This is a genomic window from Tsuneonella rigui, from assembly GCF_003958625.1.
Classification (GTDB): Bacteria; Pseudomonadota; Alphaproteobacteria; order Sphingomonadales; family Sphingomonadaceae; genus Tsuneonella; species Tsuneonella rigui.
On sequence record NZ_RSEL01000028.1, the window covers coordinates 226,273 to 252,620 of the forward strand.

At 68.6% G+C, this 26,348-nt stretch carries 13 protein-coding genes; 10 read left to right on the forward strand and 3 right to left on the reverse strand.

Features of this window, described 5'->3' with window-relative positions; genetic code table 11:
- Positions 1–60 precede the first annotated feature (60 nt).
- A complete protein-coding gene (locus ELY12_RS12665; RefSeq protein ID WP_126177062.1) occupies positions 61–1,578 on the forward strand; it encodes a replicative DNA helicase in 1,518 nt (505 codons plus the stop codon).
- Here the strand turns inward: ELY12_RS12665 and ELY12_RS12670 are convergent.
- Positions 1,575–2,726, reverse strand: coding sequence for a phospholipase D-like domain-containing protein (locus ELY12_RS12670; RefSeq protein WP_126177063.1), 1,152 nt, complete (start codon positions 2,724–2,726; stop codon positions 1,575–1,577). The genes ELY12_RS12665 and ELY12_RS12670 overlap by 4 nt on opposite strands.
- 92 nt (positions 2,727–2,818) lie before the next feature.
- On the opposite strand from ELY12_RS12670, the gene rpoZ reads away from it, so the two are divergent.
- Entirely contained in the window at positions 2,819–3,163 is a 345-nt protein-coding gene (rpoZ, locus tag ELY12_RS12675) for a DNA-directed RNA polymerase subunit omega (protein WP_126177064.1), read from the forward strand.
- A 55-nt stretch (positions 3,164–3,218) separates the two neighbouring features.
- On the opposite strand, the gene ELY12_RS12680 is transcribed toward rpoZ, so the two are convergent.
- On the reverse strand, positions 3,219–3,452 hold the full coding sequence (locus ELY12_RS12680; RefSeq protein ID WP_126177065.1) for a DUF3072 domain-containing protein: 234 nt from the start codon (positions 3,450–3,452) through the stop codon (positions 3,219–3,221).
- An 89-nt stretch (positions 3,453–3,541) separates the two neighbouring features.
- On the opposite strand from ELY12_RS12680, the gene ELY12_RS12685 reads away from it, so the two are divergent.
- Entirely contained in the window at positions 3,542–4,594 is a 1,053-nt protein-coding gene (locus ELY12_RS12685; RefSeq protein ID WP_126177066.1) for a DUF3667 domain-containing protein, read from the forward strand.
- Between the two features lie 22 nt (positions 4,595–4,616).
- Here the strand turns inward: ELY12_RS12685 and gdhA are convergent, their stop codons facing one another.
- On the reverse strand, positions 4,617–5,969 hold the full coding sequence (gdhA, locus tag ELY12_RS12690) for an NADP-specific glutamate dehydrogenase (protein ID WP_126177067.1): 1,353 nt from the start codon (positions 5,967–5,969) through the stop codon (positions 4,617–4,619).
- A 189-nt stretch (positions 5,970–6,158) separates the two neighbouring features.
- On the opposite strand from gdhA, the gene ELY12_RS12695 reads away from it, so the two are divergent.
- The 7 genes from ELY12_RS12695 (at position 6,159) to ELY12_RS12725 (ending at position 26,347) form a co-directional block, all read left to right on the forward strand.
- Positions 6,159–9,212, forward strand: a complete 3,054-nt coding sequence (locus tag ELY12_RS12695; RefSeq protein ID WP_241229857.1) for a CHAT domain-containing protein — start codon at positions 6,159–6,161, stop codon at positions 9,210–9,212.
- A 16-nt stretch (positions 9,213–9,228) separates the two neighbouring features.
- On the forward strand, positions 9,229–11,265 hold the full coding sequence (locus ELY12_RS12700) for an adenylate/guanylate cyclase domain-containing protein (RefSeq protein ID WP_126177068.1): 2,037 nt from the start codon (positions 9,229–9,231) through the stop codon (positions 11,263–11,265).
- On the forward strand, positions 11,252–11,983 hold the full coding sequence (locus ELY12_RS12705) for a hypothetical protein (RefSeq protein WP_126177069.1): 732 nt from the start codon (positions 11,252–11,254) through the stop codon (positions 11,981–11,983). The genes ELY12_RS12700 and ELY12_RS12705 overlap by 14 nt, the downstream gene beginning before the upstream one ends.
- A 173-nt stretch (positions 11,984–12,156) precedes the next feature.
- Entirely contained in the window at positions 12,157–13,893 is a 1,737-nt protein-coding gene (locus ELY12_RS12710) for a ShlB/FhaC/HecB family hemolysin secretion/activation protein (RefSeq protein ID WP_164549505.1), read from the forward strand.
- Positions 13,893–23,012 carry a beta strand repeat-containing protein gene (locus tag ELY12_RS12715; RefSeq protein ID WP_126177071.1) on the forward strand — a complete coding sequence of 3,040 codons (9,120 nt, stop codon included), beginning with the start codon at positions 13,893–13,895 and terminating at the stop codon, positions 23,010–23,012. The genes ELY12_RS12710 and ELY12_RS12715 overlap by 1 nt, the downstream gene beginning before the upstream one ends.
- Positions 23,013–24,368: a cytochrome c family protein gene (locus tag ELY12_RS12720; protein ID WP_241229858.1), complete on the forward strand. Its 1,356-nt coding sequence runs from the start codon at positions 23,013–23,015 to the stop codon at positions 24,366–24,368.
- A complete protein-coding gene (locus tag ELY12_RS12725; RefSeq protein ID WP_126177072.1) occupies positions 24,365–26,347 on the forward strand; it encodes a heme-binding protein in 1,983 nt (660 codons plus the stop codon). The genes ELY12_RS12720 and ELY12_RS12725 overlap by 4 nt, the downstream gene beginning before the upstream one ends.
- The last annotated feature ends 1 nt before the right edge of the window (position 26,348 follow it).

Sequence of the window (26,348 nt, forward strand, 5' to 3'; positions counted from 1 at the left end):
TCAGACCTCGCGATCCACGCGCGACTTTCCGCGACGCCACGGATAGACCATTAGCCGCCCATGGCCGAAACCGACCTCCTCCTCCGTCCCGCCGCCGCCAACGATTCGGCCCCGATTCGCGCCCTGCCCGCCAACATCGAGGCGGAGGCCGCATTCCTCGGCGCGGTGCTGATTGACAACCGGGTGCTGGAGGAGCTGCCGACGCCGCTGCGCCCGCAGCACTTCTTCGAGCCCGTCCACCAGCGCGTGTTCGAGCGGGTCCTGACCCTGCTCGACCGCAATGCGGTGGTCACCCCGGTGACGCTGAAACCTTATTTCGAGGCCGACGAGGCGCTCAAGGAACTGGGCGGCATCACCTACCTCGCCCGCCTGACCGCCGACGGCCAGGGCCTGCTCGCCCCGCGCGAGCTGGCCGAGCAGATCTACGACCTTGCGCTGCTCCGCGAGCTGGTCAGCGTCGGCCGTAACTTGGTCGAAGGCGCGCTCGACACCAGCGAGAGCGTCGCGCCGATGGCGCAGATCGAGGCTGCCGAAGCCGCGCTGTTCGACGTCGCCGAAGGCGCCGCGACCGCCACGGAGGCCGCGAGCTTCGGCTCGGCGACCAAGAAGGCGCTGGGAATGATCGAGAAGGCGATCAATTCCGGCGGCCATGTCTCGGGCAAGACCACCGGGTTTTCTTCGGTCAACGACAAGATTGGCGGCCTGCACAACTCAGACCTCATCATCCTCGCCGGACGCCCCGGTATGGGCAAGTCGTCGCTTGCCACCAACATCGCCTTCAACTGCGCTGAGCGCCTGCTTCGCGACCGCCGCGACGGGATCGCTGAGAAGGAATCGGTCGGCGCCGGCGTCGCGCTGTTCAGCCTGGAAATGAGTGCGGATCAGCTCGCCACCCGCATCCTCGCCGAGCAGGCGGAGATTTCGAGCGAGGCTCTGCGCATGGGCAAGCTCAGCCGAGACGAGTTCCAGAAGCTGTCGTTCGCCAGCCAGCGACTGTCCGAGCTGCCGCTCTATATCGACGACACCCCCGCGCTGACCATCGCAGCGCTTCGCACCCGCGCCCGGCGATTGAAGCGCAAGAACGACATTGGCCTGATCATCGTCGACTACCTGCAACTGCTGCAGGGCACGGGCCGCGCCAACGACAACCGCGTCAATGAAATTTCCGAGATCAGCCGCGGGTTGAAGACGCTGGCGAAGGAGCTCGACGTGCCGGTGATTGCGCTGTCGCAGCTCAGCCGTGCGGTCGAGAGCCGTGAGGACAAGCGGCCGATCCTCTCCGACCTGCGCGAATCGGGCTCGATCGAGCAGGACGCGGACATGGTGTGGTTCATCTTCCGCGAGGACTACTACATCGCTGCGTCCGAGCCGAAGCGGCCAGGGCCGGAGGACTCGCAGGAAGTCCACGACGCGCACGAGGCGTGGGCGCGCAAGATGGACCCGGTGTTCGGCCTCGCAGAGCTGATCATCGCCAAGCAGCGCCACGGCTCGACCGGCAAGATTCGCATGAGGTTCGAAGCCAAGATCACCCGCTTCAGCGACCTCGCCGAGGGCGGCGCGGGATATGGCTACGACTAGAGCCCGAGATTAAGCCGTCGGCTGACGGTGTAGTCGAGCACCCCAACGAGGAACCAGGACAGGTTCCAGCGGACGCGGGTGAGCAGCGTCGCGCGTTTCTTATGAACGCTCGGGGTGATGTGGGTCGAGGCCGTAATGAGGTGATCGACGAATTGCGACAGGCGATCCGCTAACGCCTGATCCTCGATCCGCAGCATCACTTCCAGGTTGAGGTACAGGCTCCGCATGTCGAAGTTGGCACTGCCGACAAAGCTCTTGTCGTCGATCACGATCAGCTTGGTGTGCAGCTTCGAGGCTTCGAATTCCCAGATCTTGGCGCGCCGTTTGAGCAGGTAGTCGTAGAGCGAGCGGGTCGCGCCGATGGTCGCGCCGTTGTCGCTCTTGGCCGCCATCACCAGCCGTGCCCCTTCGCGCCGCGCCACTCGCGCGATCGCACGCAGGCTGCGGTTGGATGGCGAGAAATAGGCCATAAGCATGTCCAGCCGCCGTGCGCTGGTGAGATCTGCCCGTACGCATTTCGCCCAGCTCGACAAACCGCGGGTCGGCCCGCCGATCAGCACTCGGACGGGCCCGTTACCGGGATCCCATTCCCGCACCAGTTTGCGGATCGAGCGCCATTTCGCATGGGGATTGAGCGTCCAGCGCTCGATCTTGTCGTACCAGCGGGTGAGTTGCGCCACCGCCGAGCCTTCGACCGTGATCCCGAGATCATTCCATCCGTTGACCTCGGGCGGCGCGAAGTAGCTGTCCTCGACGTTGAACCCGCCGATCATTGCCACCCGTTCGTCAACCACCACGATCTTCTGGTGGTTGCGGATGAGGTAGCGCTGCGAGATCGTCGGCGAGAAGGTGCAGAAGGTACCGCCGGCCTCAGTCACCGGAGCAAAAAACGCTTTACGCGCATCGGCGCCGAAGCCGTCGACGATCAGGTTCACAGCGACCCCGCGACGCGCCGTGGCAGCCAGTGCGTCGCGCACCAGCACGCCGCTCGCGTCCTCGGCGAATATGTAAAAGCACATCCTGATCGTTCGCTCGGCCGCCTCGATCAGGCCGAGCAGCGCGGCCAGCCGATCCTTGCCCGCGGGGTAGAAGACGAACTTGTGGTCCTGCGCCTCGATCTCGAACGGAGGCGGATCGGTGTACTCCATCGCGGCCGGCCTAGAGGCATTTTCTTGACTTGGCGACGCCTCTTCCCTAGGTGGCGCGCTTTCCCGAAACACCTGTTTATTCGGAGTGCCCGATGGCGCGCGTTACCGTCGAAGATTGCGTCGACAAGATTCCCAACCGCTTCGATCTCGTCCTGCTGGCCGCGCAGCGCGCCCGCGAGATCTCGGGCGGCGCCGAGCTGACCATCGACCGCGACCGCGACAAGAACCCGGTCGTCGCCCTGCGCGAGATCGCCGACGAGACCGTGCGCCCGAAGGAGCTGCACGAATCGGTGGTCGTCGGCCTGCAGAAGATCCTGCCCGACGACGAGGACGAGGCGGACGAGATCGGCAGCCTCAGCCAGTCGGCCGAAGCGCTGCGGATCACCGCGGCCGCTCCGGTCCGCTCGACCAGCGTCGGCGGCGACTACGACGGCTGATCGCTTCGACATGCACACACGATGGGGCCGCCCGCGAGGGCGGCCCTTTTCGCATTCAGGCGCCGCGGCCAGTCACTTCCTGCAACTCGTCGATCCGCTCGGACGCCTCTGCCTTGGTCAGCTCGTTGTCGTATGCTTCGGGCTGCTTCGCTTCCTCGCTCAGCGTCTTGAGGTAGCTCGCCTGCGCCCCGGTCATCGGTTCATCGCCGGTGACCCAGTCGGCGGGGTCCTTCTCCGCGTTGGACACGGGCTCGCTCTTGGGATGCTCGGTGGGTGTCTGGACAGTCATCGATCAAACTCCTTTGCCCGGTGAAACCCGTGAGGTTCGTGCTTTGTTCCGGCTGGCAACCGGCGCGCCAGTGAGGCAGAACGCGGGGCATGACGGGGGATATCGAGAGCATCACCGGCGGCCTCGCCGACATCGGCACCGGCGCGGCGGTCGCAGGCGCGATCGAGCGTGAGCGGGGCGGTGGCGACGGCCACACGCACGAGGGCGCCTGCCTCAACTGCGGAGCGGAGCTGGTCGGCCCGCACTGCCACGCTTGCGGCCAGCGGGCGCACGTCCACCGGACATTGGGCGCGTTCTTTCATGACCTGCTCCACGGGGTCCTGCACTTCGAGGGCAAGACCTGGCGCACGATCCCGATGCTGGCATGGAAGCCCGGGCAACTGACCCGCGAGTACATCGACGGCCGCCGCGCGCGCTATGTCAGTCCGATCGCGCTGTTCCTGTTCGTGGTGTTCCTGAGCTTCGCGCTGTTCAGCATGCTCGGCGGGCTCGATCCCGAAACTTCCGACCTCAGCGCGCCCAAGTCCGCGTACGCCGAAAACCAGAAGCGCATCGCCGAGATCGAGGCGCAACTACCCAAGGCCGACACGCGGGAGAAGGCGCGGCTGGAGAAGAAGCTCACCTCGCTGAAGCAGGACCAGCAGGCGATGAAGCAGGTGGTCGGCTCGGTCCAATCCGACTTCGAGGAGGGCTTCACGGAAACGCCGATTCCCAAGGATACCAAGCTCGGCCAGGCGATCGACCATGTGCGCGAGAACCCGCAACTGGCGATCTACAAGGCGCAGACCAGCGCCTACAAATACAGCTGGATGCTGATCCCGCTGAGCGTGCCGTTCGTGTGGCTGCTGTTCCCGTTCAACCGCCGCTTCAAGGGCTACGATCACACGGTGTTCGTGACCTACTCTATCAGCTTCATGATCGCGCTGGTCGCGGTCGCCAGCCTGCTGTTCTACGTCAACGCGGGCGCGGCGGGCGGGCTGCTGCTGCTCTACGCGCCCTACCACATGTACCGGCAGCTACGCGGCACCTACGGCGTCAGCCGGTTCGGCGGGATTTGGCGCATGCTGGTGTTGAGCCTGTTCGCGTGGGTGGCGATCGGGCTGTTCGCCGGCCTGATTACCTGGATGGCGATGGGGCACTAGCGCCCCACCGCCTCCGGCAGCGTCAGACCACCCCAAACGCCAGCATCGCATCGGCGACCTTCTTGAAGCCGGCGATGTTGGCGCCCTTCACGTAGTCGACGTGCCCGCCCTGCACGCCGTATTCGAGGCAGCGGCCGTGGATGCCGTCCATGATGTCGCGGAGCATGATCTGCAGCTCCTCAACCTTCCAGCTGCGGCGTTCGGAGTTCTGGCTCATCTCCAGGCCCGACACCGCGACCCCGCCCGCGTTGGCGGCCTTGCCCGGCGCGAACAGGATTTTCGCGTCCTTGAACGCGTGCACGCCGTCGAGCGTGGTCGGCATGTTGGCGCCTTCCGACACCGCCATGCAGCCGTTGGCGATCAGCGCGCGGGCGCCCTCGACCGGCAGCTCGTTCTGCGTGGCGCAGGGTAGCGCGACATCGCACGGCACGTCCCATGGGGTCTTGCCCGCGTGGAAGGTCGCGCCGGTGAATTCCTTGGCGTAATCCTCGATCCGCCCGCGGCGATGGGTCTTGTGCGCCTTCACCCAGTCGATCTTCTCCTGCGTGAACCCGTCGGGATCGTGGATGAAGCCGCCCGAGTCCGACAGCGTGACCGGCTTGGCGCCGAGCTGCACCAGCTTCTCCGCCGCGTGCGTCGCGACGTTGCCCGAACCCGAGACGACCGCGGTCTTTCCGGCGATCTCCAGCCCTTTGTGCTTGAGCATGTTGTCGAGGAAATAGACCGCGCCATACCCGGTCGCTTCGGGCCGGATCATCGAGCCGCCGTATTCGAGGCCCTTGCCGGTCAGCACCCCGGTGAACTGGTTGGTGATGCGCTTGTACTGGCCGAACATGTAGCCGATCTCGCGCCCGCCGACGCCGATGTCGCCCGCCGGCACGTCGATGTCGGCGCCGATGTGGCGATAGAGCTCGGTCATGAAGCTCTGGCAGAAGCGCATGATCTCGCGCACGCTCTTGCCCTTGGGGTTGAAGTTCGATCCGCCCTTGCCGCCGCCCATCGGCAGGCCGGTGAGCGCATTCTTGAAGGTCTGCTCGAACGCGAGGAACTTCAGCACGCTTTCGGTCACGCTTGGGTGGAAGCGGATGCCGCCCTTGTAGGGGCCGATCGCGTTGTTGTTCTGCACCCGCCAGCCGCGCTGGACGCGGACGTTGCCGTTGTCGTCTTCCCAGCACACCCGGAAGCTGACGATCCGGTCGGGCTCGGCGATCCGGCGCAATATCTGCTGCTCGTGGTACTCTTCCTTGTCGGCGATGAATTCGAAGATGTCCTGCGCCACCTCCTGCACCGCCTGGACGAATTCCGGCTGGCCCGGATTGCGGCGATTCACGCCGTTCATGAAAGTCGCGAAGTCGACGTGATCGGAAACCGCCATCGGTATTCTCCCCCTGCAAATGGTCGCGACTCGCCGGGCCCGCCTTTTTTGGGAGAATGCATCGCAGAACCCGCGCGCTTGGCAAGGCCCGCCGATTGACCTTGCGACACTGGCGGCTTGCCCCCGCGCGCGCCATGATGCAGGTTGCGCGCGCCCCTTCGGAGTCGCGTTCTGGGAGGGAAAATCGACGTGCGGTCCACACTACTTCCGCTCGCTGCCATCATCGCCCTTGCGGGCGTCGGCGCGCCCGCTGGGGCCAGCGCCCCGTCGCCGCTTGCCGGCGAGAGCTTCGCCATCGGCAACGCCGGCGCGGTGTGCGAGGCGCAGGGCGTCCGCTTGGGCGAAGCGCGCACCTCGCTGTTCGACCGCAAGTGGGCGCTCATCTGCCGCGACGTGAACCGGCCCGTGGGGTCCGCCTATAGCTGGCGCTCGGGCGATGGCGCCCTCGCGCGCGTCGCGGGCGACCGCCCTGCCCCTTTATCCTGCGACGCGGCGCTGCCCGCCGATGGTCTGCCCTCCGGCACCACCGTCAGCCGGTGCCGCGAGAGCGGCGGACTCGAATGGGTGGTCTACATGGCGCCCGGCAAGGGACGCACGACGGTGGTCGAGGGGATCGCCGCCTACGACAGCGCGCTGCGGCTCGCGCTCGCCAGCATCGTGCAGGACCAGGTCGTACCTGGGACGGTCGACATCGTCACCACCGGGGGCAGCGGCTCGCTCGCGCAGGCGCGCGCCAGCCTGGGTGAAGCGGACCTGCTGATCGGCCAGGGCTACCGCCAGAACAACGCCGGGGACTTCAGCGGCGCGGAGGAATACTTTCGGCCCGACCTGGTCGCCGCGACCAGCGGGAACACCGAGCTCGCGACCAGCCGGCACGAAGTGATCGTCAACCGTGCGCTGCAGCTCAGCAACATGGGGCGCTATCAGGAAGCCGCGCGGGTGTTCGGCGAGGCGCGCGCGATGGGCCTGCGCGATCCGATCCAGTCGCGCCTGTTGCGCAATTTCGAGGCGATCGACGCGATCAACCGCGGCCAATTGGCTGAGGCGCGGACAATCCTCGTGCGGCCGGTGCCCGAGCTGGTCGATCCCGTCGCGACCAGCGATGGCTCGGTTGCGATCGACAAGGTTTTGTCGAACGGGCTCAATGCAGGCCTGTCCGCCGGCCTGACCGATGCGGTCGCGCAGGACAATCACCTGACCACGCCGGAGCGCGCCGCGATCATCGATGCGCAGGCGCTGCAGCTCTCCGCGACCGCCGACCGGCTTGAAGGCAAGTCCGCCGAGGCGCTGACCAAGTTGGCGCAGGCGCGCGAACAGATTGCCGCGATCCGGCAGGGTCGCGTGGTCTCCGCCGCCCGGCTCGAAGCGCAACTGATGAGCGAGATGGCCCTGTCGCACGAGGCGCTGGGCCAGAACGACCAGGCGCAGGCGCTGCTGCGCCAGTCGCTCGCGCTGACCGAGCTGCGCTACCCGGAAACCGCCTCGGTCAGCGCCGCCAAGGCGCGGCTGGCGGCGTTCCTGACGCGTCACGGAGACCAAGCCCAGGCGATGGGTCTGTACCGCGAGATCGTCGCCAAGACCCAGGGCGACAAGGCCGCGCTGGTCGGCCTCGAGAACCAGCTCGCACCCTATTTCGACATGCTGGTGGCAGGCGCGCCGCAGAATCCCGCGCTGGTGTCGGACATGTTCGCCGCCGCGCAATTGATCGAACGGCCGGGCGCCGCGCAAACGCTCGGCCAGCTCGCGCGCCGGCTCGCCGCGGGTGACGGCCAGGCATCCGACCTGTTCCGCCGCGAAGGCTCGGTCCGGCGCGAGCTCAACCGGCTCGACCTGACGCTCGCCCAGGTGGAGGCACCGGGCGCGGCGGCGGCGGACCCGGCCGCGGTCGCCGAGTTGCAAGCGCGCCGTGCCCGGCTCGCCGGGTCGCAGCTCGAGATTCTCTCAGCGCTGTCGGCCTATCCCGCCTACCGCTCGCTGTCGCACGATTACCTGACGGCTGACGAGATGCGCGGGCTGCTGGGGCCGCAGGAGGCCTATCTCGAACTCGCCCAGATCGGCGACGCGATGTACGCGGTGTACCTGTCCCCCGAGCGCTCGACCGCATGGAAGGTCGGCGCGAGCGCGGACGAGGTTTCCGCGCTGGTGAGCAAGCTGCGCGATTCGATCTCGGTCACCGTCGGCGGCGTCAACGCCACCTATCCGTTCGACGTCGACGCAGCGCGCACGCTGTTCGAAGCGATCATGGGCCCGGTCGCCGGCGACCTCGGGAATGTGAAGCACCTCGTGTTCGAACCCGACGGGGCGCTGATGGAACTGCCGCCCAACCTGCTGATCGCCGACCAGGCGACGGTCGATGCCTATCACCAGCGGGTGGCGTCGGGCGGCGACGAGTACGATTTCCGCGGCGTCGGCTGGCTCGGCCGCGGCCGCTCGATCAGCACCGCGCTGTCGCCCGCCAGCTTCCGCGACGCACGCAAGGCGCCTTCATCGAAGGCGGGCGCGCTGTACCTCGGGCTGGGCCAGAACCAGCCGGTCGGCCCGGTCACCCAGGCCTCGCTTGTGCGCAGCGCCGACACCGCCGAAGCCGGCTGCCAGGTGCCGCTGGCGGCGTGGAACCGCCCGATCTCGGCCGAAGAGCTGGTGTTCGCGAGCCAGGAATTGGGAGCGGCCCGCTCGTCTCTCATCACCGGTGCGGCTTTCACCGACACCGCGATCGAGCAGCGCCCCGATCTCGACAACTACCGCATCGTCCACTTCGCGACGCACGGCATCGTTACTCCGAGCAAGCCGGCCTGCCCGGTCAGCCCGGCGCTGCTGACATCGTTTGGTGGTCCCGGTTCGGACGGCCTGCTGCAGTTCGGCGAAATCTTCGACCTCAAGCTCGATGCCGATCTGGTCATCCTCTCGGCGTGCAACACCGCGAGCCTGGCCGGGCTCGAGGCGACTCAGGCGGCCGGTGTCGAGGGTGGCGGCGGCCAGGCATTGGACGGCCTGGTGCGCGCGTTCATCGGCGCCGGCGGGCGGCAGGTGATCGCAAGCCACTGGCCGGCGCCCGACGAGTACCAGGCGACCAAGCGCCTGTTCGAAAGCTTCTTCGCCGCGCCGCAATCGCTCGGCACAGGTGAAGCGCTGCTCGCGGCAGAAACCAAGCTGATGGACGACGCCGAGACTTCACACCCGTTCTACTGGGCGGGCTTTGCGCTGATCGGCGACGGCGAGCAGCCACTGTTCCACGGGAACTGAGCGCGGCTGCACAGTCATGAGCGACGGGTTGGCAGGCGGCATCGTCCGGCGCGGCTGGCGCAATGTGCGCGAGGCGGGCCCGCGCCGGCTGGCGCTGACCGGAGTACTTCTTCTCATTGCGCTGATCATCGCGCGCTTCGGCTGGGGTTTTTCGGCCGACAGCGAATTGCCCGGCATCAGCCCGGCGGAGCGGGCGATGTACGACTTCCGCACCTACGTGGTGGCCGACCGCCACCGGCTGGACCAGGACCCGCGGGTGCTGATGGTGGTTTATGACGACCAGACGCTGGCCCAGGTGCGCAAGCGCTCTCCGCTCGACCGCGGGCTGTTGGCAAAAGTGCTCACCAATCTCGACACGATGGGCGCGAAGGCGATCGGGATCGATATCCTGTTCGACCAGCCGCAGGATGAGGACGACCAACTTGCCGCCGCGCTGCGGGGGATGAAGACCCCGGTCGCGGTCGGCTATGCCGATCTCGCCACCAACGCGGGCAACATCGGCTACGATCAGGACCGGTACCTCAAGAGCTTCCTGGCGCGCCTCGAAGGATCGCGGTCGAAACCGGCGAGCGTGCGCCTGAGCGATCGCTTCGGCGTGACCCGGCAATGGCCGGAAATACGCGCCGATCTCCCTCCCGTGCTCGGGCGCCGCATGCTGGAAGAGGCGGGCGACGGCACGAAGACTCTGCCCGGTTATACGGGTTCGATCGTCTACCGCCTGCCGCGCGACCGCGACATGCCGGTCATTCCGCAAATGCCGATCCAGACGTTTCTCGACCCCTCGGTTGCGGAATATCTCGCGCCGGCGGTGGCCGGGCGGTACATTCTGATCGGCGGCGACATCGTCGATATCGACCGCGTCGCCACTCCCTTGAGCGAGGCGGCCGGCACCCCGCAGCCGCCGGGGCTGAAGGTCCACGCCGAGATGATCGCGCAGATGCTCGACGGTAAAGCGCTTCCGCAGCCGATGGGCATCACCTTGTGGGCGTTCGCGCTGCTGTTCATTCTGATGGCCGTGCTCACTGGCCTGCTCGAATGGGGCAGCTGGCGCATCTATGCACTGCTCGGCGCGCAGTTCGTGGTCATGCTGGGCATTCCGTTCGCGATGCAGTGGAACGGGGTCGACACTTACGGCCTGCCCGCGGTCGGCTGGGTGCTCGGCTGGATTCTCGCCTTTACCGCGGTCACCTCCGCGGCGCGCACTGCCGGCGCGGTGCAGCGCAACTTCGCACAAGGCGCGCTCGGCAAGTACCTGCCGCAGGACATCGCGCAGGAGATTATCGAGCGGCCCGAGCTGCTCGCGCTGCATGGAGAGAAGAAAGACATCTTCGTGGTCTTCAGCGATCTCGAGGGGTTCACCAAGATGAGCCACGCGCTGAAGCCCGAACAGGTCGCCAAGCTGGTCAACCGCTACCTGTCGATGCTGAGCAAGGTGGTGCTCGACCACGGCGGGGTGCTCGACAAGTTCGTCGGCGACGCGGTGGTCGCGTTCTGGGGCGCGCCGATCGCGCGGGAGGACGACGGGGAGCGCGCGGCGCGGGCCGCTTACGCGCTGTGGCAGGCGGGCGAGGCGTTCCGCGAGGAGGTCGCCAAGTCCGACCCGTCGCTGCCGAAGATCGGCAAGACCCGCGTCGGCTTGCACTATGGCGAGGCGGTGGTCGGCAACTTCGGGGGCGAGAACCGCATCCAGTATACCGCGCTCGGGGACAGCATGAACACCGCGGCACGTCTCGAGGCCGCCAACAAGGCGCTCGAGTCGAATGTCCTCGCTAGCCGCGAGGCGGTCGAGCGCAGCCGACTCGACTGGTGGCGGCCAATGGGCAAAGTGGTGCTGCGCGGCCGCGCCAAAGCGGTCGAGGTGTTTGCACCCGCACCCGAATGGGCGGCCGCCGAGCGCGAAGACCTTGCCGCCGCGCTCGCGGAGGACGACCCGGAACGGGCCGCAGACAAAATAAAACCGCTCGCGGAGCGCTATCCGACTGACAGCGCCCTCGAAAATTTGCTACGCAGGACTCGATCACTGAATGAGGAGGGGGCCTATGTGGTCTCGTAACCGTCGTCCGCTTCTGGCTCTGGCCGCGATTGCCGCGGCTGCCATGCCGGTCGCCAGCGCCCAGGCCGGCGTCGTCGTCGCTTCGAGCGGGCCGTCCGCCAAGACTTACCCGGTCGGCAAGAAGCTCGCCGCAACCGACAAGGTCGTATTGCAGAACGGCGACACCCTGACCGTGCTCGACGAGAAGGGCACCCGGGTGTTCAAGGGCCCGGTGACCGCTTCGCTCGCCGCGCGCACCGGCGCCGACCGCAGCGGCACTTTCGCCCTGCTCACCCGCCAGCGCTCGGCGAGCAAGGTGCGCACCGGGGCCGTGCGCGGCGACGAGGAGGGCCCGATCACGCGTCCCAACCTGTGGTACGTCGATGTCCGCGAATCGGGTCCGATGTGCCTCGCCAATCCCGCCGAAGTACGCCTGTGGCGTCCCGCCACCACCGGCGAGGCGCTTTATGCGATCGGCCCCGACGGCGCCAAGGCCAGCAGCAAGGCGGCCTTCGGTGACGGCGAGATGCTGACGGTGTGGGATCTCAGCCAGTCGCCGGTCACGGATGGCGCGAAGTACGTGGTCGCCGGGCAGAACGGGACCCCCAGCGAGATCACCTTCCACGTGCTCGACAGCGTGCCCGCCGCGCCCGAGGATCTGGCGCTCAAGCTGATCGAAAAGGGCTGCACCGCCCAGCTCGACGTGCTGTCGACGGCGATGTCCACCGCCGACGGCTGAATTCTTTTCGCGACTCGGTCGCGCCAACAGGTCGCTCACGGGGCAACGACCCCGCCCGATGAAATAGGGAAACCTCGCGGCGAACAACGCCAGCGGGGAATGAGGAGGATCGAATGGCGGCTCGCACCGGCGGAACATGGCCTGCGATGCGTTGGGGGCGCGCGGCGCTTGCGGTGAGCAGTGCCCTCGCGCTGGTTCCGCTGAGCCCGGCGCAGGCGCAAGTCGCGACTGGTCCTTCGCGTGACGATCTCAATGTCGGGCGCGAAAAGGCTCCGCCGCCGGCGACTCGCTTGTCGGTGCAGGACAATATCGAGCGCGGCCCCTGTCCGCTCGCCGAGCCGGCGTTCGCCGATGCGCGGGTGACCTTTTCCTCGATCGAGTTCACCGGTCTGCCGGGTATCTCCGCGGCTGACCTGGCGCCGGCGTGGACCGAGTTTGCCAATCGCGATCTGCCGATCGCCACCTTGTGCGAAGTGCGTGACCGGGCCGCGACGATGCTGCGCGCGCGCGGCTTCCTGGCCGCGGTGCAGATCCCGCCGCAGCGGATCGAGAAGGGCGGCGTCGCCCGCATGGACATCCTCGCGGCCCGTCTGACCGAGCTGCAAGTACGCGGCCAGGCCGGCGGCGCTGAAGGGCTGATCGCCGAGCACCTCGAGCCGCTGACCAAGGAACCCTATTTCAACACCAACGACGCGACCCGCAACCTGCTGCTACTGCGCGATCTGCCCGGCTACGACGCACGGCTGACGCTGCGCTCCGCCGGCCGCGCGCCAGGCGAAGTGGTGGGCGACATCGCGGTCGACTACACTCCGATCGAGCTGACCATCGGCGCGCAGAACCTGGGCGCGAAGGCCACCGGGCGCGAGGGTCTATTCGCGGAGATCGCCCTCAACGGCGTGCTCGGCATCGGCGACCGCACCACCGCGAGCATCTACAACACCGTCGACTGGGACGAGCAGCGCATCATCCGCCTGGGCGAGGAGTTCGCGCTCGGCGCCAACGGCCTGCGGCTCGGCGGCAGCGTGCTGTTCGGCCGCAGCGAGCCGAGCCTTGCCGGCGGCGGTTTCCTGACCAAGACCTTTGCCGCCGAAGGGCACCTGCGCGCGGTGCTGCAACGCCGCCAGACCAGCTCGCTCGCGCTGACGGGCGGGCTCGAGGTGGTCGACCAGAAGCTGTCGTTCGCGGGCACGCGGCTCAGCAAGGATGACCTGTCGGTCGCGTTCCTGCGGCTAGACCATGCGGCAATCGACCCGGAAAGCGCGTCCGGTACCGGGGGGTTTTCTCCGGCCGAGCCGCGCATGCGCAGCGCGCTGTCGTTCGAGGTGCGCAAGGGCATCGGCCTGTTCGGCGCCAGTCACGACTGCTCACCGCTTGCGGCGTGCCTGCCGCCCAACGTGCCGATCAGCAACGTGCTCGCCGATCCCCGCGCGCTCGTCGCGCGGATGGAAGGCACACTCGAATACCGCCCCGCCAAGCGGGTCACCTTCGCGGTTTCTCCGCTGGTGCAAGTCGCCAGCAATCCGGTGCTGGCGTACGAACAGGCCAGCTTCGGCAACTACACCATCGGCCGCGGGCTCGACCCCGGCATTGTCGTGGGTGACGATGCGATCGGATCGTCGTTCGAGCTGCGCTATGGCACCCGCTACCCGGGCGCGCGCGGCGGGTTCGCCTTCGAACCGTTCGTGTTCGTCGACCTCGCGCGTGCCTGGATCGACGACGACAAACTCAATCCTGACCCGCGCGATGTGCTGACCGCGGGCGCGGGTGTCCGCGGCCGCTGGGGCGACCGCTTCGATTTCGGACTGACTTTCGCAGCACCGCTGAAGCGCGCCGGCTACCAGCTTGAGCGGAGCGATCCGCGCATCCTGTTCACGATTGCCGCGCGCCTGCTGCCCTGGGGAGACCGCTGATGGATCGCACCGCCTCCAATCGCTCGCGCGCCCGCCGCCGCAACGCCGCGCTGCTCTCGGGCTGCGCGCTCGGCCTCGTGCTCTCCGCGCACCCGCAGGCGGCCGCCGCACAGGATGCGACTCGCGGCTTCCAAGGGGCGGGCTCGGTCGGCGCCGGTTCCGTCACCATCACCACTGGCAGTCAGAACACCACGATCGACGTCGGCAGCGCGCAGGCGGTGGTCAACTGGACCCCGACCGATACCTCGACCAGCGGCACGATCGATTTCCTGCCCGAGGACTACAGCGCCTCATTTATCTCATCGAACTTGTCCGAGTACACGGTCCTCAATCGTATCCTGCCAGGCGGCAGCGCGAAGATCGGCATCAACGGCCATATCACCAGCTCGGCGAGCAATGGCGACGGCGGCCAGAACGTCGGCGGGAACGTGTGGTTCTACACCCCCAATGGCTTCGTCGTCGGCCCTCGCGCGACGATCCAGGTCGGCGGCCTGGTGATGACCACCAACGACATCGTGTTCGGCAGCGCGAACACCGGCGGCGACGACCTGACCGACGTCAACGGCAACGTGCTGTTCCGCGGCACCACGCCCGGTTCGTCGATCGTGATCAACCCCGGCGCGCAGATCACGGGCACCAGCTTCAATTCCTACATCGCGCTGGTTTCGCCGCGCATCGAGCAGGGCGGCTACGTCAGCGCCGACGGTTCGATCGCCTACGTCGCGGGCAACCAGGTCGACCTCAAGATCAACGCCGGCAACTTTGACATCGTCGTCGGCGAAGGGGCCGAGGACGCGAACGGCATCGTCCACACGGGCACCACCACCGGGTTCAGGTCCTCGCCGGACAGCAGGATGCAATTCGTCGCGGTGCCCAAGAACACCGCGCTGACGATGCTGCTGTCGGGCTCGATCGGGTATATTCCTGCCGGCTCCTCCTATTACGATGGTGGTGCGATCGTGCTCACCGCGGGCGACCTGGGTTCGCCGGACGGAAACATCGATATCGGCGCGACGCGCTTTACCAGCGGTGTCGATGCGCACGCGACCGGCAGCATCAAGGTCGCACCGCCGACCAGCAACTCGACCGAGGGCTACAACGAAGCGCGCTTCGAATCCTACGCCTCACTGTCGGCCGACAAGTCGATCGAGCTCACCGCAGTGGGCGGCAGTCAGATCAACGCCGATCGCGGTCTGAACCTCTATTCACGTAGCGAAGCCGGCGACGGCGGCGCGATCTCGATCACCGCGGGGCCGGCCGAGCTCATCCCGCCGGACCCGGAAGCGATCGACCCGCCGCAGCAATTCACCTCGGCCGGCTATATTCGCATCAGCGGCGGCCTCAGCGCCGATGCCGGCTCGTACGGCGGCACCAGCGAGGACGGGACGACCGGCCTCGACAGCCACGCCGGTTCGATCACGCTGGCGGCCGACGGCGGCACGATCGATGCCGACTACGCCTATCTCTACGCGCGTGGTGAGGGCGGGTTCGGCACCAAACAGGGCGGCGACGGCTATGGCGGGACGATCGACGTCCACGCCGGCCTCGGCGGCGCGATCTACACGAACTATCTCTCGGCCCAGGCCGAAGGGCACGGCGGTGGCAGCTATGAATACACCGAGACCGACGCGATCGGCGGCCACGGCGGCGTGGGCCGTGGCGGCGCGGTCACCATCGCCGACAGCAGCGGGTCATTCGACGATGATCCCACCGGCGGCCTGCTCAGCATCAACGAATTCTCGCTCGACGTAACCGCCATCGGCGGCAACTCGCTCGAGCGTGCCTCGGGCTTGGGCGGTGACGCCTTCGGCGGCACGATCGACTTCACCATCGACCGGCAAAACCAGAATTTCGGCTACATTTACGGCTACGCCCGCGCGATCGACGGCGACGGCGGCGCGGAAGATCCGATCGGCGGCGACATCACCATGACCTTCGGTGGCGGCGCGGCGGTCACCCTCAACACGCTCTATCTCGATGCCGGAGCCGAAGCGAGCATCAACAGCCCCGCCGGCGCGTTCGGCAAGGGCGGCACGATCGATCTAACCGTCAGGGACGGCGCCTCGCTCGATGTCTTCTACGACACCGACCTCAACGCCAGGGCGGACGTTTCGTACTACTATTACGACACGCTGATCGACAGCTCGCCGGACCTGACCGGCGGGACCATCAAGCTGACCGCCGACGGCGGGCGCTTCACCACGAGCAACCTCGAGATCGACGTGTCGGCCAACAACGTCGGCGCGACGACCAGCGCGGGCTTCGCGCATGGCGGAACCGCGGTGGTGACCGCCGCCAACGAAGGATCGATCGCGACCCTGCTGTCGGGCAGCGAATGCAGCGAGTGCTTCAGCGGCGGCTATTTCGAGGTCGACGCCGAAGGCTACGGCACGAGCGGCCTGTCGGCCAACCTCGTCACCGGCGGCGACATCACCCTCTCGGCGCAGAGCGGCGGGACGATTTCGGCCGCTTCGGGTGAAATCGACCTCTACGCGGGCACGTCGTACGGCTCGGCCGAGACCAGCGAAGGCGTCGGCGTCACCGGACAGGGCGGCACGATCGCGATCGACGCGATCGGCGGGACCATCCTCACCGGCCTCTACGCCGACGTCAGCGGCGACGGGGGCGACGCGGACAACGGCGGCGGGTCGGGCACCGGCGGCACGATCAACGTGCGGGTGCTGGAAGGCGGCGCGCTGGAGAATGCGCTGTTCGCCTCCGCTAGCGGCTACGGCGGATACGCGTACGTCTCCGGCAATGGCGGCGACGGCACCGGCGGGCGTCTGACGTTCCAATCCGACGACACCGCCAGTTTCACCAACTTCGGCCTCGAATTCTACGGCGAGGGCCAGGGAGGCACGTCCTACGGGGGCAACGGCGGCGACGGCACGGGGGGCAGCGCGCAAGTCGATATCCTCGGCGGCACGCACGACTGGTACGACATCTATCTGAACGGCGCGGGCCGCGGCGGATACGGATACGGCGAAGGCGGGGGGTTCACCGGTTCGGGCTATGGTTCGGTCGACGGCCTCAACCTGCACATCGGCGGCGGCGCCGACATGCAGGTCTCCTACATCGGGCTCGATGCGCGCGCGTCGGCGGGCGCCGACGGGGATGTCAACGAGGCGATCGGCGGCAACGCCAGGCTGCTGGTCGATCAGCTGGCCACGCTTACCGCCGACAGCATCGGGATCAACGCGAGCGGCTCGCTGGCGTTCGAGGAACGCAGCTCCGACAGCTTCAATACCACCCCCAACGCAGCTGGCGGCTCCGCCTCGGCGGTGGCCGACAGCGGCACGATCCGGACCCCGTTCCTCGAAGTCGTCGCGAATGGCCAGACCGGTGCCGGGCTCTCAGGGGCAGGGACCGCGAAAGGCGGCTCGGCGACCGTCGGCGCCTCCGACGGCGGGCTGATCGACATCATCGACGGCGGCTTCGATGGCGCGCTGACCGACGCCGCGATCAGCGCCTTCAGCGGCTTGACGATCGAGGCGAAGGGCCTTGGCGCCGAAGGACCATTTGCCGCGGATGCGACCGGCGGCACCGCGACGCTCTACACCGCGGGCGGCACGATCAATTCGGTGAGCGGCATTACCGTCAACGCCGACGCGGACGCGGGCGATTTCGCGTATGGTTTCGGTTACGAGGGGCCAGCGAACGGCTTCAATGCGACCGGCGGCACCGCCAGCGTGGAGATGCGCACCGGCGGCAGCGGCGGAGGCGCGATCAACGCACCCTCGCTCACCATCACAGCGCAGGGCCTCCCCAATGGCAGCTTCGGCGAATTCCCCGCCGTGCAGGGTGCCGGCGGCATCGGCCAGGGCGGCAACGCGACCCTGGCGGTGGCGCAGGGCGCGCTGACCACCGGCGACATTATCATCGACGCGACCGGCTTCGGCGGAGTCGCGGCCGAGAACCTCGAGGGCGACGCCTACGCTTCGGGCAGCGGCACAGGCGGGACCGCGACTTTCCGCATGACCGGAGGCTCGGTCGACACCACCGCGCTCACGGTCGTGGCGCAAGGCATCGGCGCCGGCGGTGTCGGCGATACCGAGGGCGCGACCGCGTCGCTGGCCGGCACCGGCACCGGCGGCACCGCCCGCTTCATCGCCTCGGGCGGCACGCTCAACAACGGCGGAGACCTGCGGGTCGAAGCCTCGGGCTTTGGCGGAGAAGGCGGCTTCAATCCCAACTCCGCACCGGGCGGCGACGGCGCCGACGGGTTCGGCGGCACCGCCACTTTCACCACGCCGTCAGGGGGCTCGGCGAGCCTCAACATCGGCGGCGAAATCCGGATCGCGGCCGAAGGGCGCGGCGGCGACGGGGCGTTCTCGTACAGCGAAGAACCCGGCACCGGCGGCAGCGCGACCGGCGGCACCGCCGCAATGAACCTGGCCGACATTCCGTTCCAGTTCGGCGCGGTCGTCATCGATGCCAACGGGGTGCCGGGCACGGGAACCGTGGGCGGCGATGCGACGGGCGGCACGGCGTCGTTCAGCCTGGTGGATACGCTGACAACCGCGATCGCACCGCGCGTGATCGAAAGCCTCAATATCTCGGGCGCGAGCTATGCCGGCGCTGGAGCTGTGTCGGTCGGCGGCGCGGCGAACTTCGCGGCACAAGTCGGCAATCTCGGGTCCGGACTGACGATCACCAACGACCTCTCGCTCTATGCGGCGGGCGACACCGGTCCTGCGGGCTTCGGGATTGTCGGCGCGATCTCCGGAGCGCCGGTGACCGTCGGCGGCCAGGTCAGCATGATCACCCCGCGCGATGCGCAGTTAACCATCAGCGGCGCGGGTGCGCTCAATGCCACCGGCAACCTGTTCGTATCGGTCGGCGGCCGCTTCAGCAGCACCGGCCTCATCTCCACCGGCGGTAACGCGCTGGTGCGCGGCGACCTCGGGATCGACATGACCGATCTCGCGGCGGGCGGCACCACTTCGCTCACCTCGTTCGGCCCGGTCGTGGTTTCGCACGACCTGCGCTCGGTCGGTCCGGTCACGGTCAGCGGCGGTTCTGTCCTGCTGCGCTCGCTCGGCGGCCTTACGTTCGCCGATGCCGATGCACTCGACGGCAACCTCGAGATCGAGACTGCGGGCGACCTGCTCCTCGCGGCGGTCGACGCGACCGGCTCGGTCACGCTGACCAGCAATGGGGGATCGATCCACAACACCGGTGCCGTTAACGGCGTCGGCATTTCCTACACCGCCGCGGGGAACGTGGTGTCCGACACCACCCTGGCTTCGGGCGGCGCGCTCAGCGTCGATGCGGGCGGGACCTTCACCGCCCCCGGCACGGTGAGCGCGGTCGGCAATGTCAGCCTGTCGGCCGACCTCGGCATGAACCTTGCCGGAGTCGTCTCGGGCGGGACCACCGACCTGCGCGCCGACGCTGGTGCGCTGACGATCAGCAGTCTCACCTCGCCCGGCGCGGTGACAGCCTCGGCCCAGTCGGTTTCGATCACCTCGCCGGGCGCGCTCAGCTTTACCGATGCGCAGGCGACGGCCGGCAATCTCGCGATCACCACCGCCGGCAACCTGGCCCTCGCGCAAGGCGGGGCGAGCGGATCGCTCTCGCTTTCGAGCGGCGGCAGCGTGACCGGGACCGGGCCCATCACCGCGGGCGGCAACGCCAGCGTAACCGGAGCCACGGGCGTCTCGCTGGCGGCTCTGACCAGCGGCGGAGCGACGTCGCTCACCGCGCCCAACGGCAACCTCACGGTGACCGACCTCAATTCGGCCGGTCCGGTCACCGCGAGCGCCCGAGGCGTCAGCATCGGCTCATCCGGCGCGCTGACGTTTGCCGATCTCGAGGCGACCGCGGGCGATGCGGTGGTCCAGACCGTGGGCAACCTGACCGTCAACACGGTCGACGCCACCGGCCTTGCGAGCCTGACCAGCACGGGCGGTGCGCTGGGCGTCAATGGCGCGATCAACGCCCATGACATTGCGCTGTCCTCGCTCGCCAGCCTCGCGCTCGGCAACAGCCTGAGCGCGCCGGGCCAGATCAGCCTGACCAGCACCAGCGGAGCGGTGTCCGCCACCAGCCCGATCACCGCCGGGGGCAACCTCGCGGTATCGGGCAACAGCGGCATAACCCTGGGCACCGCGAGCAGCGGCGGCACCACCAGCCTCACCGCCGCCAACGGCGCGATCTCTGTCACCAACCTGAGCTCCGCCGGCGCTGTCACCGCGCGCGCGCGTTCGATCGGCATCGGCTCGGCCGGCGCGCTGAGCTTCGCCGACCTCGATGCGACTGCGGGCAACATCGCGGTGCAAACCGCCGGCAACCTTGCGGTCGCAACCGTGGACGCAACCGGATCGGTTACCCTCACCAGCCCCGGGGGAACGGCCTCGGGCGCCGGTCCGATCGTCGCGGGCGGCAACCTGGCGGTGGCCGGCAACACCGGCGTCTCGCTCGGCACCGCGACCAGCGGCGGCACCACCTCGCTCGCGAGCGCGAACGGCGCGGTCGGCGTGACCAACCTCAATTCGTCCGGAGCGGTGACCGCCAGCGGGCGCTCGGTAGCGATCGGTTCGACCGGCGCGCTGACCTTCGCGGACCTCGACGCGACCGCGGGCAACGTGGCGGTCCAGACTGCCGGCAACCTCACCGTTGCCACCGTCAATGCGACCGGATCGGTCGCGCTGACCAGCACTGGCGGAGCGGTCTCCGGCAGCGGGCCGGTCGTCTCGGGCGGCAACCTCGCGATCTCGGGCAACAGCGGGATCGCACTCGGAACCGCCACCAGCGGCGGCACGACTTCGCTTGCCAGCGTCAATGGCGCGGTGGGCGTGACGAACCTGAACTCGGCCGGCGCGGTCACCGCGAGCGGCCGCTCGGTCACGATCGGCTCGACCGGCGCGCTGACCTTCGCCGATCTCGACGCGACCGCCGGCAACATCGCGGTGCAGACCGCGGGCAACCTCGCCTTCGCCACGGTCGACGCGACCGGATCGGTTTCGCTGGTCAGTACCGGCGGCGCTCTCGCCGGCAGCGGAGCGATCCATGGCAACGGGATCACGCTCGGCTCGCTCGCCGACTTGCAGGTTAATGGCCTCGACACCGCGGGCGCAATCAGCCTGACGAGCACCGGCGGCGCGGTCTCGGCCACCGCCCCGGTTACCGCGGGCGGCAACCTCGCCGTGTCCGGCCTCACCGGCGTTTCGCTCGGCACGGCGAGCAGCGGCGGGACCACCGCGCTCACCAGCGCCAACGGCGCGGTCGCGGTGACCAATCTCGCTTCGGCGGGGCCAGTCACCGCGAGCGGCCGCTCGATCAACATCGGTTCGACCGGCGCGCTGACCTTCGCCGATCTCGACGCGACCGCCGGTAACATCGCCGTGCAGACCGCGGGCAACCTCGCGCTCGGCACGGTCGACGCGACCGGATCGGTCACGCTCACCAGCACCGGCGGCGCGCTGCAGACCAGCGGAGTGATCAACGGCAACGGCATCGCCTTGAGCTCGCTCGCCAGCCTCCAGCTCAATGCCGCGCTCGCCACCGCGGGGGCGCTCAGCCTGACCAGCACCAGCGGGTCGGTCACCGCGACCGCTCCCTTGAGCGCGGGCGGCAACTTCGCCGCCTCGGGCCAGACCGGCGTGTCGCTCGGGACTGTGGCGAGCGGCGGCACCACCTCGCTCACCGCCGCCAACGGCGCGGTCGCGGTGACGGCGCTCAGCTCGACCGGGGCGCTCACCGCCAGCGGCCGTTCGATCGACGTCCGTTCTCCGGGCGCCCTGACGGTAGCCAACGCGCAGGCGACCGCGGGCAACCTCAACCTGCAGGCGGCGCAAGCGCTGACGGTGGGCAATGCGTCGGCGACAGGCGCCGCGACGCTGACTGCAGGCACAACCCTGAGCACCACCGGCACGCTCGCGGGCGCGTCGCTCGATCTCAACGGAGCCAACGTCACCATCGGCGGCCAGGCGACCGCGAGCCAGGATCTCACCATCGGCGCGAACCAGTTGTTCACGCTCAACGGCGTCGCCGCGGCCAAGACGGTCACGGTCAACACCGGCGACATCGCCATCGCCGCGACCGGACGGCTCGGCACCCGCGGGCTGACCCAGTCGATCCTGCTGCGCAACCGGACCACCACCAAGCCGATGAACATCGGCGGCACCGGGGTCTCGGGTGAGTTCAGCCTCGACAAGGCCGAGGCGGCGCGGCTGTTTGCCGACCAGCAGATCACTTTCGTGTCGCGAATCGGCGAAGGCGCCGGCGGCGATGCGCGCGTGGGCGATCTCGCGCTGACGTTCGGCAACCAGGGCAACGTCGGCAGCGGCGGCACGATCAAGGTCGATGCCGGCGGCGTAGTGACCGTGAACGGCGCGGTCGCCCTCACCACGGTCTCCGATGCCGACACCTTCGCGATCGATCCCACCCGGATCGACGTGATCGCGGGCAGCGGCTCGATCGTGATGAAAAACGCCGGCGGCACGCTGATGGGCACGCTCGAGCTCTCCGCGGACAGGATCGGAGTCGCCGATCAGACCACGCTCGACACGATCGCCTCGCTCAGCGATTTCGCCGCGATCAGCAGCGCGCTCGACAAGCCCGGTTCTGCGGGGCCCGACGGCGGATACCTGCAGGCGGGCACGATCAATCTCATCGCGGGCAGCGGCGTGTTCATCCAGAACGGCGGGGCGACGACCGAGTACGCCGATCGGCGCGGCTTCCGCGCGAACGCGCTCAACATCGACAGCGAAGGGACCAACACGCAGATCGCCATCAACGGCGTGATCGTGACCCCGACGGGCGAGCTTGTCGGGCTCGACACCCAGCAAGGCGTGAGCATCAACGGCGTGATCGCAACCGACCTCGCCAAGGGCGCGCCGGTGACGATCAACGGCTGCGCGGCGGGCGTGAACTGCGGGATTCCCGAGTACACCTTCGGCGGATTGTCGGCCGACGAGCTCGAACAGTTGCTCGCCACTGCCGACGACCCGGGCAAGGGTACCGCGGGCCAACCGCTGCAGGTCGAGGAGACCCGGCCGCTGATCACCCCGCCGCTGGTCGACGAACCGATCACCGGGGTGGGGAATGACGATCTTTGGCAGGTGAAATGCACTCCGGATGGCGATAAGAACTGCCCGGCGGAGGAGGGATCGTAAGTGAAGCTGACGGGGGGCGCGCGGGGGCCGCTTTCAAAAATCGTCGCAGCGCTGGCGCTGATCGCCGCTGTCTTCGCAGGCAGCGCGGCATTGGCCGGCGGGCAATTGATGGGCGTGGCGAGCTGCGCCGGCTCGACCTGCCACGGCCGTGCCGAGGGCAACGGAGCGGTGGTCCGGCAGGACGAGATCGCGACCTGGCAGGAGCCAAGCTCACCCTCGGGCGCGCATAGCCGCGCCTACGCCGCGCTCACGACCCTGCGCGGCCGCCAGATCGGCGCCACGCTGGGGATCGAGCCCACTTCATCCAGCGAGTGCCTCGGCTGCCACGCGACCACCGGTGGCGCGCGCGGGCCGCAGTTCCAGCTGTCCGATGGGGTGGGGTGCGAATCGTGCCACGGCGCGGCGCAAAGCTGGCTGCCGACTCACTTCACCGTCGGCGGCAGTCACGCGGCCAACGTCGCGTTGGGTATGACACCCCTCGAGCGGCCTTCGGTCCGAGCCAAGGTCTGCCTCGATTGCCACTATGGCAGCGACGAAGGCGGGCAGTTCACCAGCCACCGGATCATGGCCGCAGGCCACCCGCGCCTGTCGTTCGAGCTCGACCTGTTCTCCGCGCTCCAGCAGCACCACGATGCCGACGCCGACTATGCCAGCCGCAAGGGCAGCCCGAGCAGCGTGCGCCTGTGGGCGGTGGGGCAGGCCGAAGCGGTGCGCCGCTCGCTGTCGCTGTTCCGCCAGCCGCAGTTCGGCACGCAAGGGATGTTCCCCGAATTCTACTTCTTCGACTGCCATAGCTGCCACCGCCAGATCACCGACGGACCGCAGCGCAAGCTCACGTTCGAGACCAATCCCGGCCGGCCGATCCTGTTCGCCACCCCGCCTTACAACGACGAGAACATGATCATGCTCTCGGCCGTCGCGCGCGTGCTCGCGCCCGGTCAGGCGAGCGGTTTCGACAGCGCGGTCGCCGCGTTCCACAAGGCGATGGGCCAGGGCCGCCCCGAGGCGGTTGCCGCGGCTCAGAAGCTGGAGGCAGCGGCCGCTTCGCTCGAAAGTGCGCTCGATGCGCGCGGCTACGGCGCGGACGAGGCGTTCCAGGTCATCGCCGCGATCACCGACAAGGCGACCAGTCCGCGCTTCACCGATTACGCCGGTTCGGCGCAGGCGGTGATGGCGACCGACACGCTGCTCAACGCAATGGTGCGCGAGAACCGCGTGACCGTGGGCGCGGCGGCCGGCATCCGCGCCTCGATCAACCGCGCCTATGCCGCGGTCGAGAGCCCCGAAGGCTACAACCCCGGCAGCTTCCGCACCGCGCTCGGCCAGGCCGCGCGCAGTATCGAGGCGCTGCGGTGAGAGCCAGCCCGAGGGTCGCCGCGCTGACGATCGCGCTCACGCTCGCCTCGTGCGGGGGTGGCGGCGGATCGAGTGGTGGAAGTTCAGGCGGCGGCACTTCGGCGCCCGGCCCGACTCCGCCATCGACGCCCACCGCCGTCTATACCGCGCCCGCACTGGAAGCGCTGACGGTGGCCGAGGTCCAGCGCATCATCGCGCAGGCTGCGGGCGAGGCGCAGGCGCGGGGGCGCCCCGCGGTGATCGCGGTGACCGACCGCGTGGGCAACGTGCTCGGCGTGTTCAACATGAACGGCGCGCCGGTGAAGATGCTCACCAGCCGCCTGACCGGGACCGGCGTGCTCAACGACGTCGACGTCGATGTGCAGGGGATCGAGGTGGTCGCGGTGATCGGCGCGCTCGCCAAGGCGCTCACCGGCAACTACCTGTCGAGCGGCGGCAACGCGTTCTCCAGCCGTACGGCGAGCATGATCGTGCAGGCGAACTTCCCGCCCTCGCCCGGCACCGTGGGCCTGGAAAGCGGGCCGCTGTCGGGCGTGCAGTTCAGCCAGCTGCCCTGCTCGGACCTCAATACCCGCTTCAATGCGGCCGGAGGCGTCTCGGCGTTCATCGGCCCCAAGCGCTCGCCGCTCGGCCTCGCGGCGGACCCTGGCGGGTTTCCGCTCTACAAAAACGGGGTGCTGGTCGGCGGCATCGGCGTGATCGCCGAGCCCGACTATGCGTTCGACACCAACGTCACCGACCTGCAGGTCGACGACGAGGAAGCGATCGCGCTCGCCGGCATCCAGGGCTTCGCCCCGCCCGACGCGATCACTGCGGACAAGATCACCGTCGATGGCACCGCACTGCGCTTCTCCGACATGCGGGTGACCGACCTCTCCCCGCTCAAGACCGATTTCGCCGCGATCAACAACACGCTCGGCGGGCTGGTCGCGGTCACCGGTTATTCCAACGGCGGGATCATCGCCGGCACCCCCTACGGGACCGAGGCGAGCGGCTATCGCCAGGCCACCTCCGCGGAGTTCGCCTTCCCCGACGCGTTCGTGCTGTCGAACGGCGGCGGGACCAACCGCTATCCGATCCGGGCCGGCAGCGACGCCGCGGCGGTCGGACAGCCGCTGTCAGCGGCCGAAGCACGCGCGGTGCTGGAGGAAGCCTACGCGGTGATGCGCCACGCGCGCGGACAAATCCGCCGCCCTCTCGACAGCCGCGCGCAAGTGACGATCAGCCTGGTCGATACCTACGGCGACGTGCTCGGCGTGGTGCGCGCGCCCGATGCGCCGATCTTCGGCACCGACGTCTCGCTGCAGAAGGCGCGCACGGTCGCGTTCTTCTCCAATCCGGTCGCGGCGCAGCAGCTGCTCGACGATCCTGATGCGGAGATCGCGGACTTCCTCCAGCGCGCGCGGGTGTTCTTCAACGATGCCAACGCATTCACCGGCAAGACCGCGTTCGGCGCGCGCTCGATCGGCAACATCAGCCGCCCGCACTTCCCCGATGGCGAGGCGGCGCGGCCCGAAGGACCGCTCAGTCGCCCGATCGCGGATTTCAGTCCCTTTGCAACCGGCTTGCAGATCGCGCTGGTGAAGTCGAACCTGCTCCAGCACGCATTGTTCGTGCAGGGCGCGCCGTTCAGCGACACGCCGGCGCAGTGCACGCTGGTGCCGCCCGCCCCCACCGGCCAGCGGCGGCTCGCCAACGGGATGCAGATCTTCTCGGGCGCGGTGCCGATCTACCGCGGCTCGACGCTGGTCGGCGCGATCGGCGTATCGGGCGACGGCATCGACCAGGACGACATGATCAGCTTCCTCGGCGCGCACAACGGCGGCGCGCGGGTGGGCGGGATCGGCAATGCGCCGATCGACATCCGGGCAGACAAGATCGTGATCCCGGTCGGCGCCGGGGTGCGGCTACGCTACGTCAACTGCCCGTTCGCTCCGTTCCTCGACACCAACGAGCAGAACGTCTGCGAAGGCAAATAGC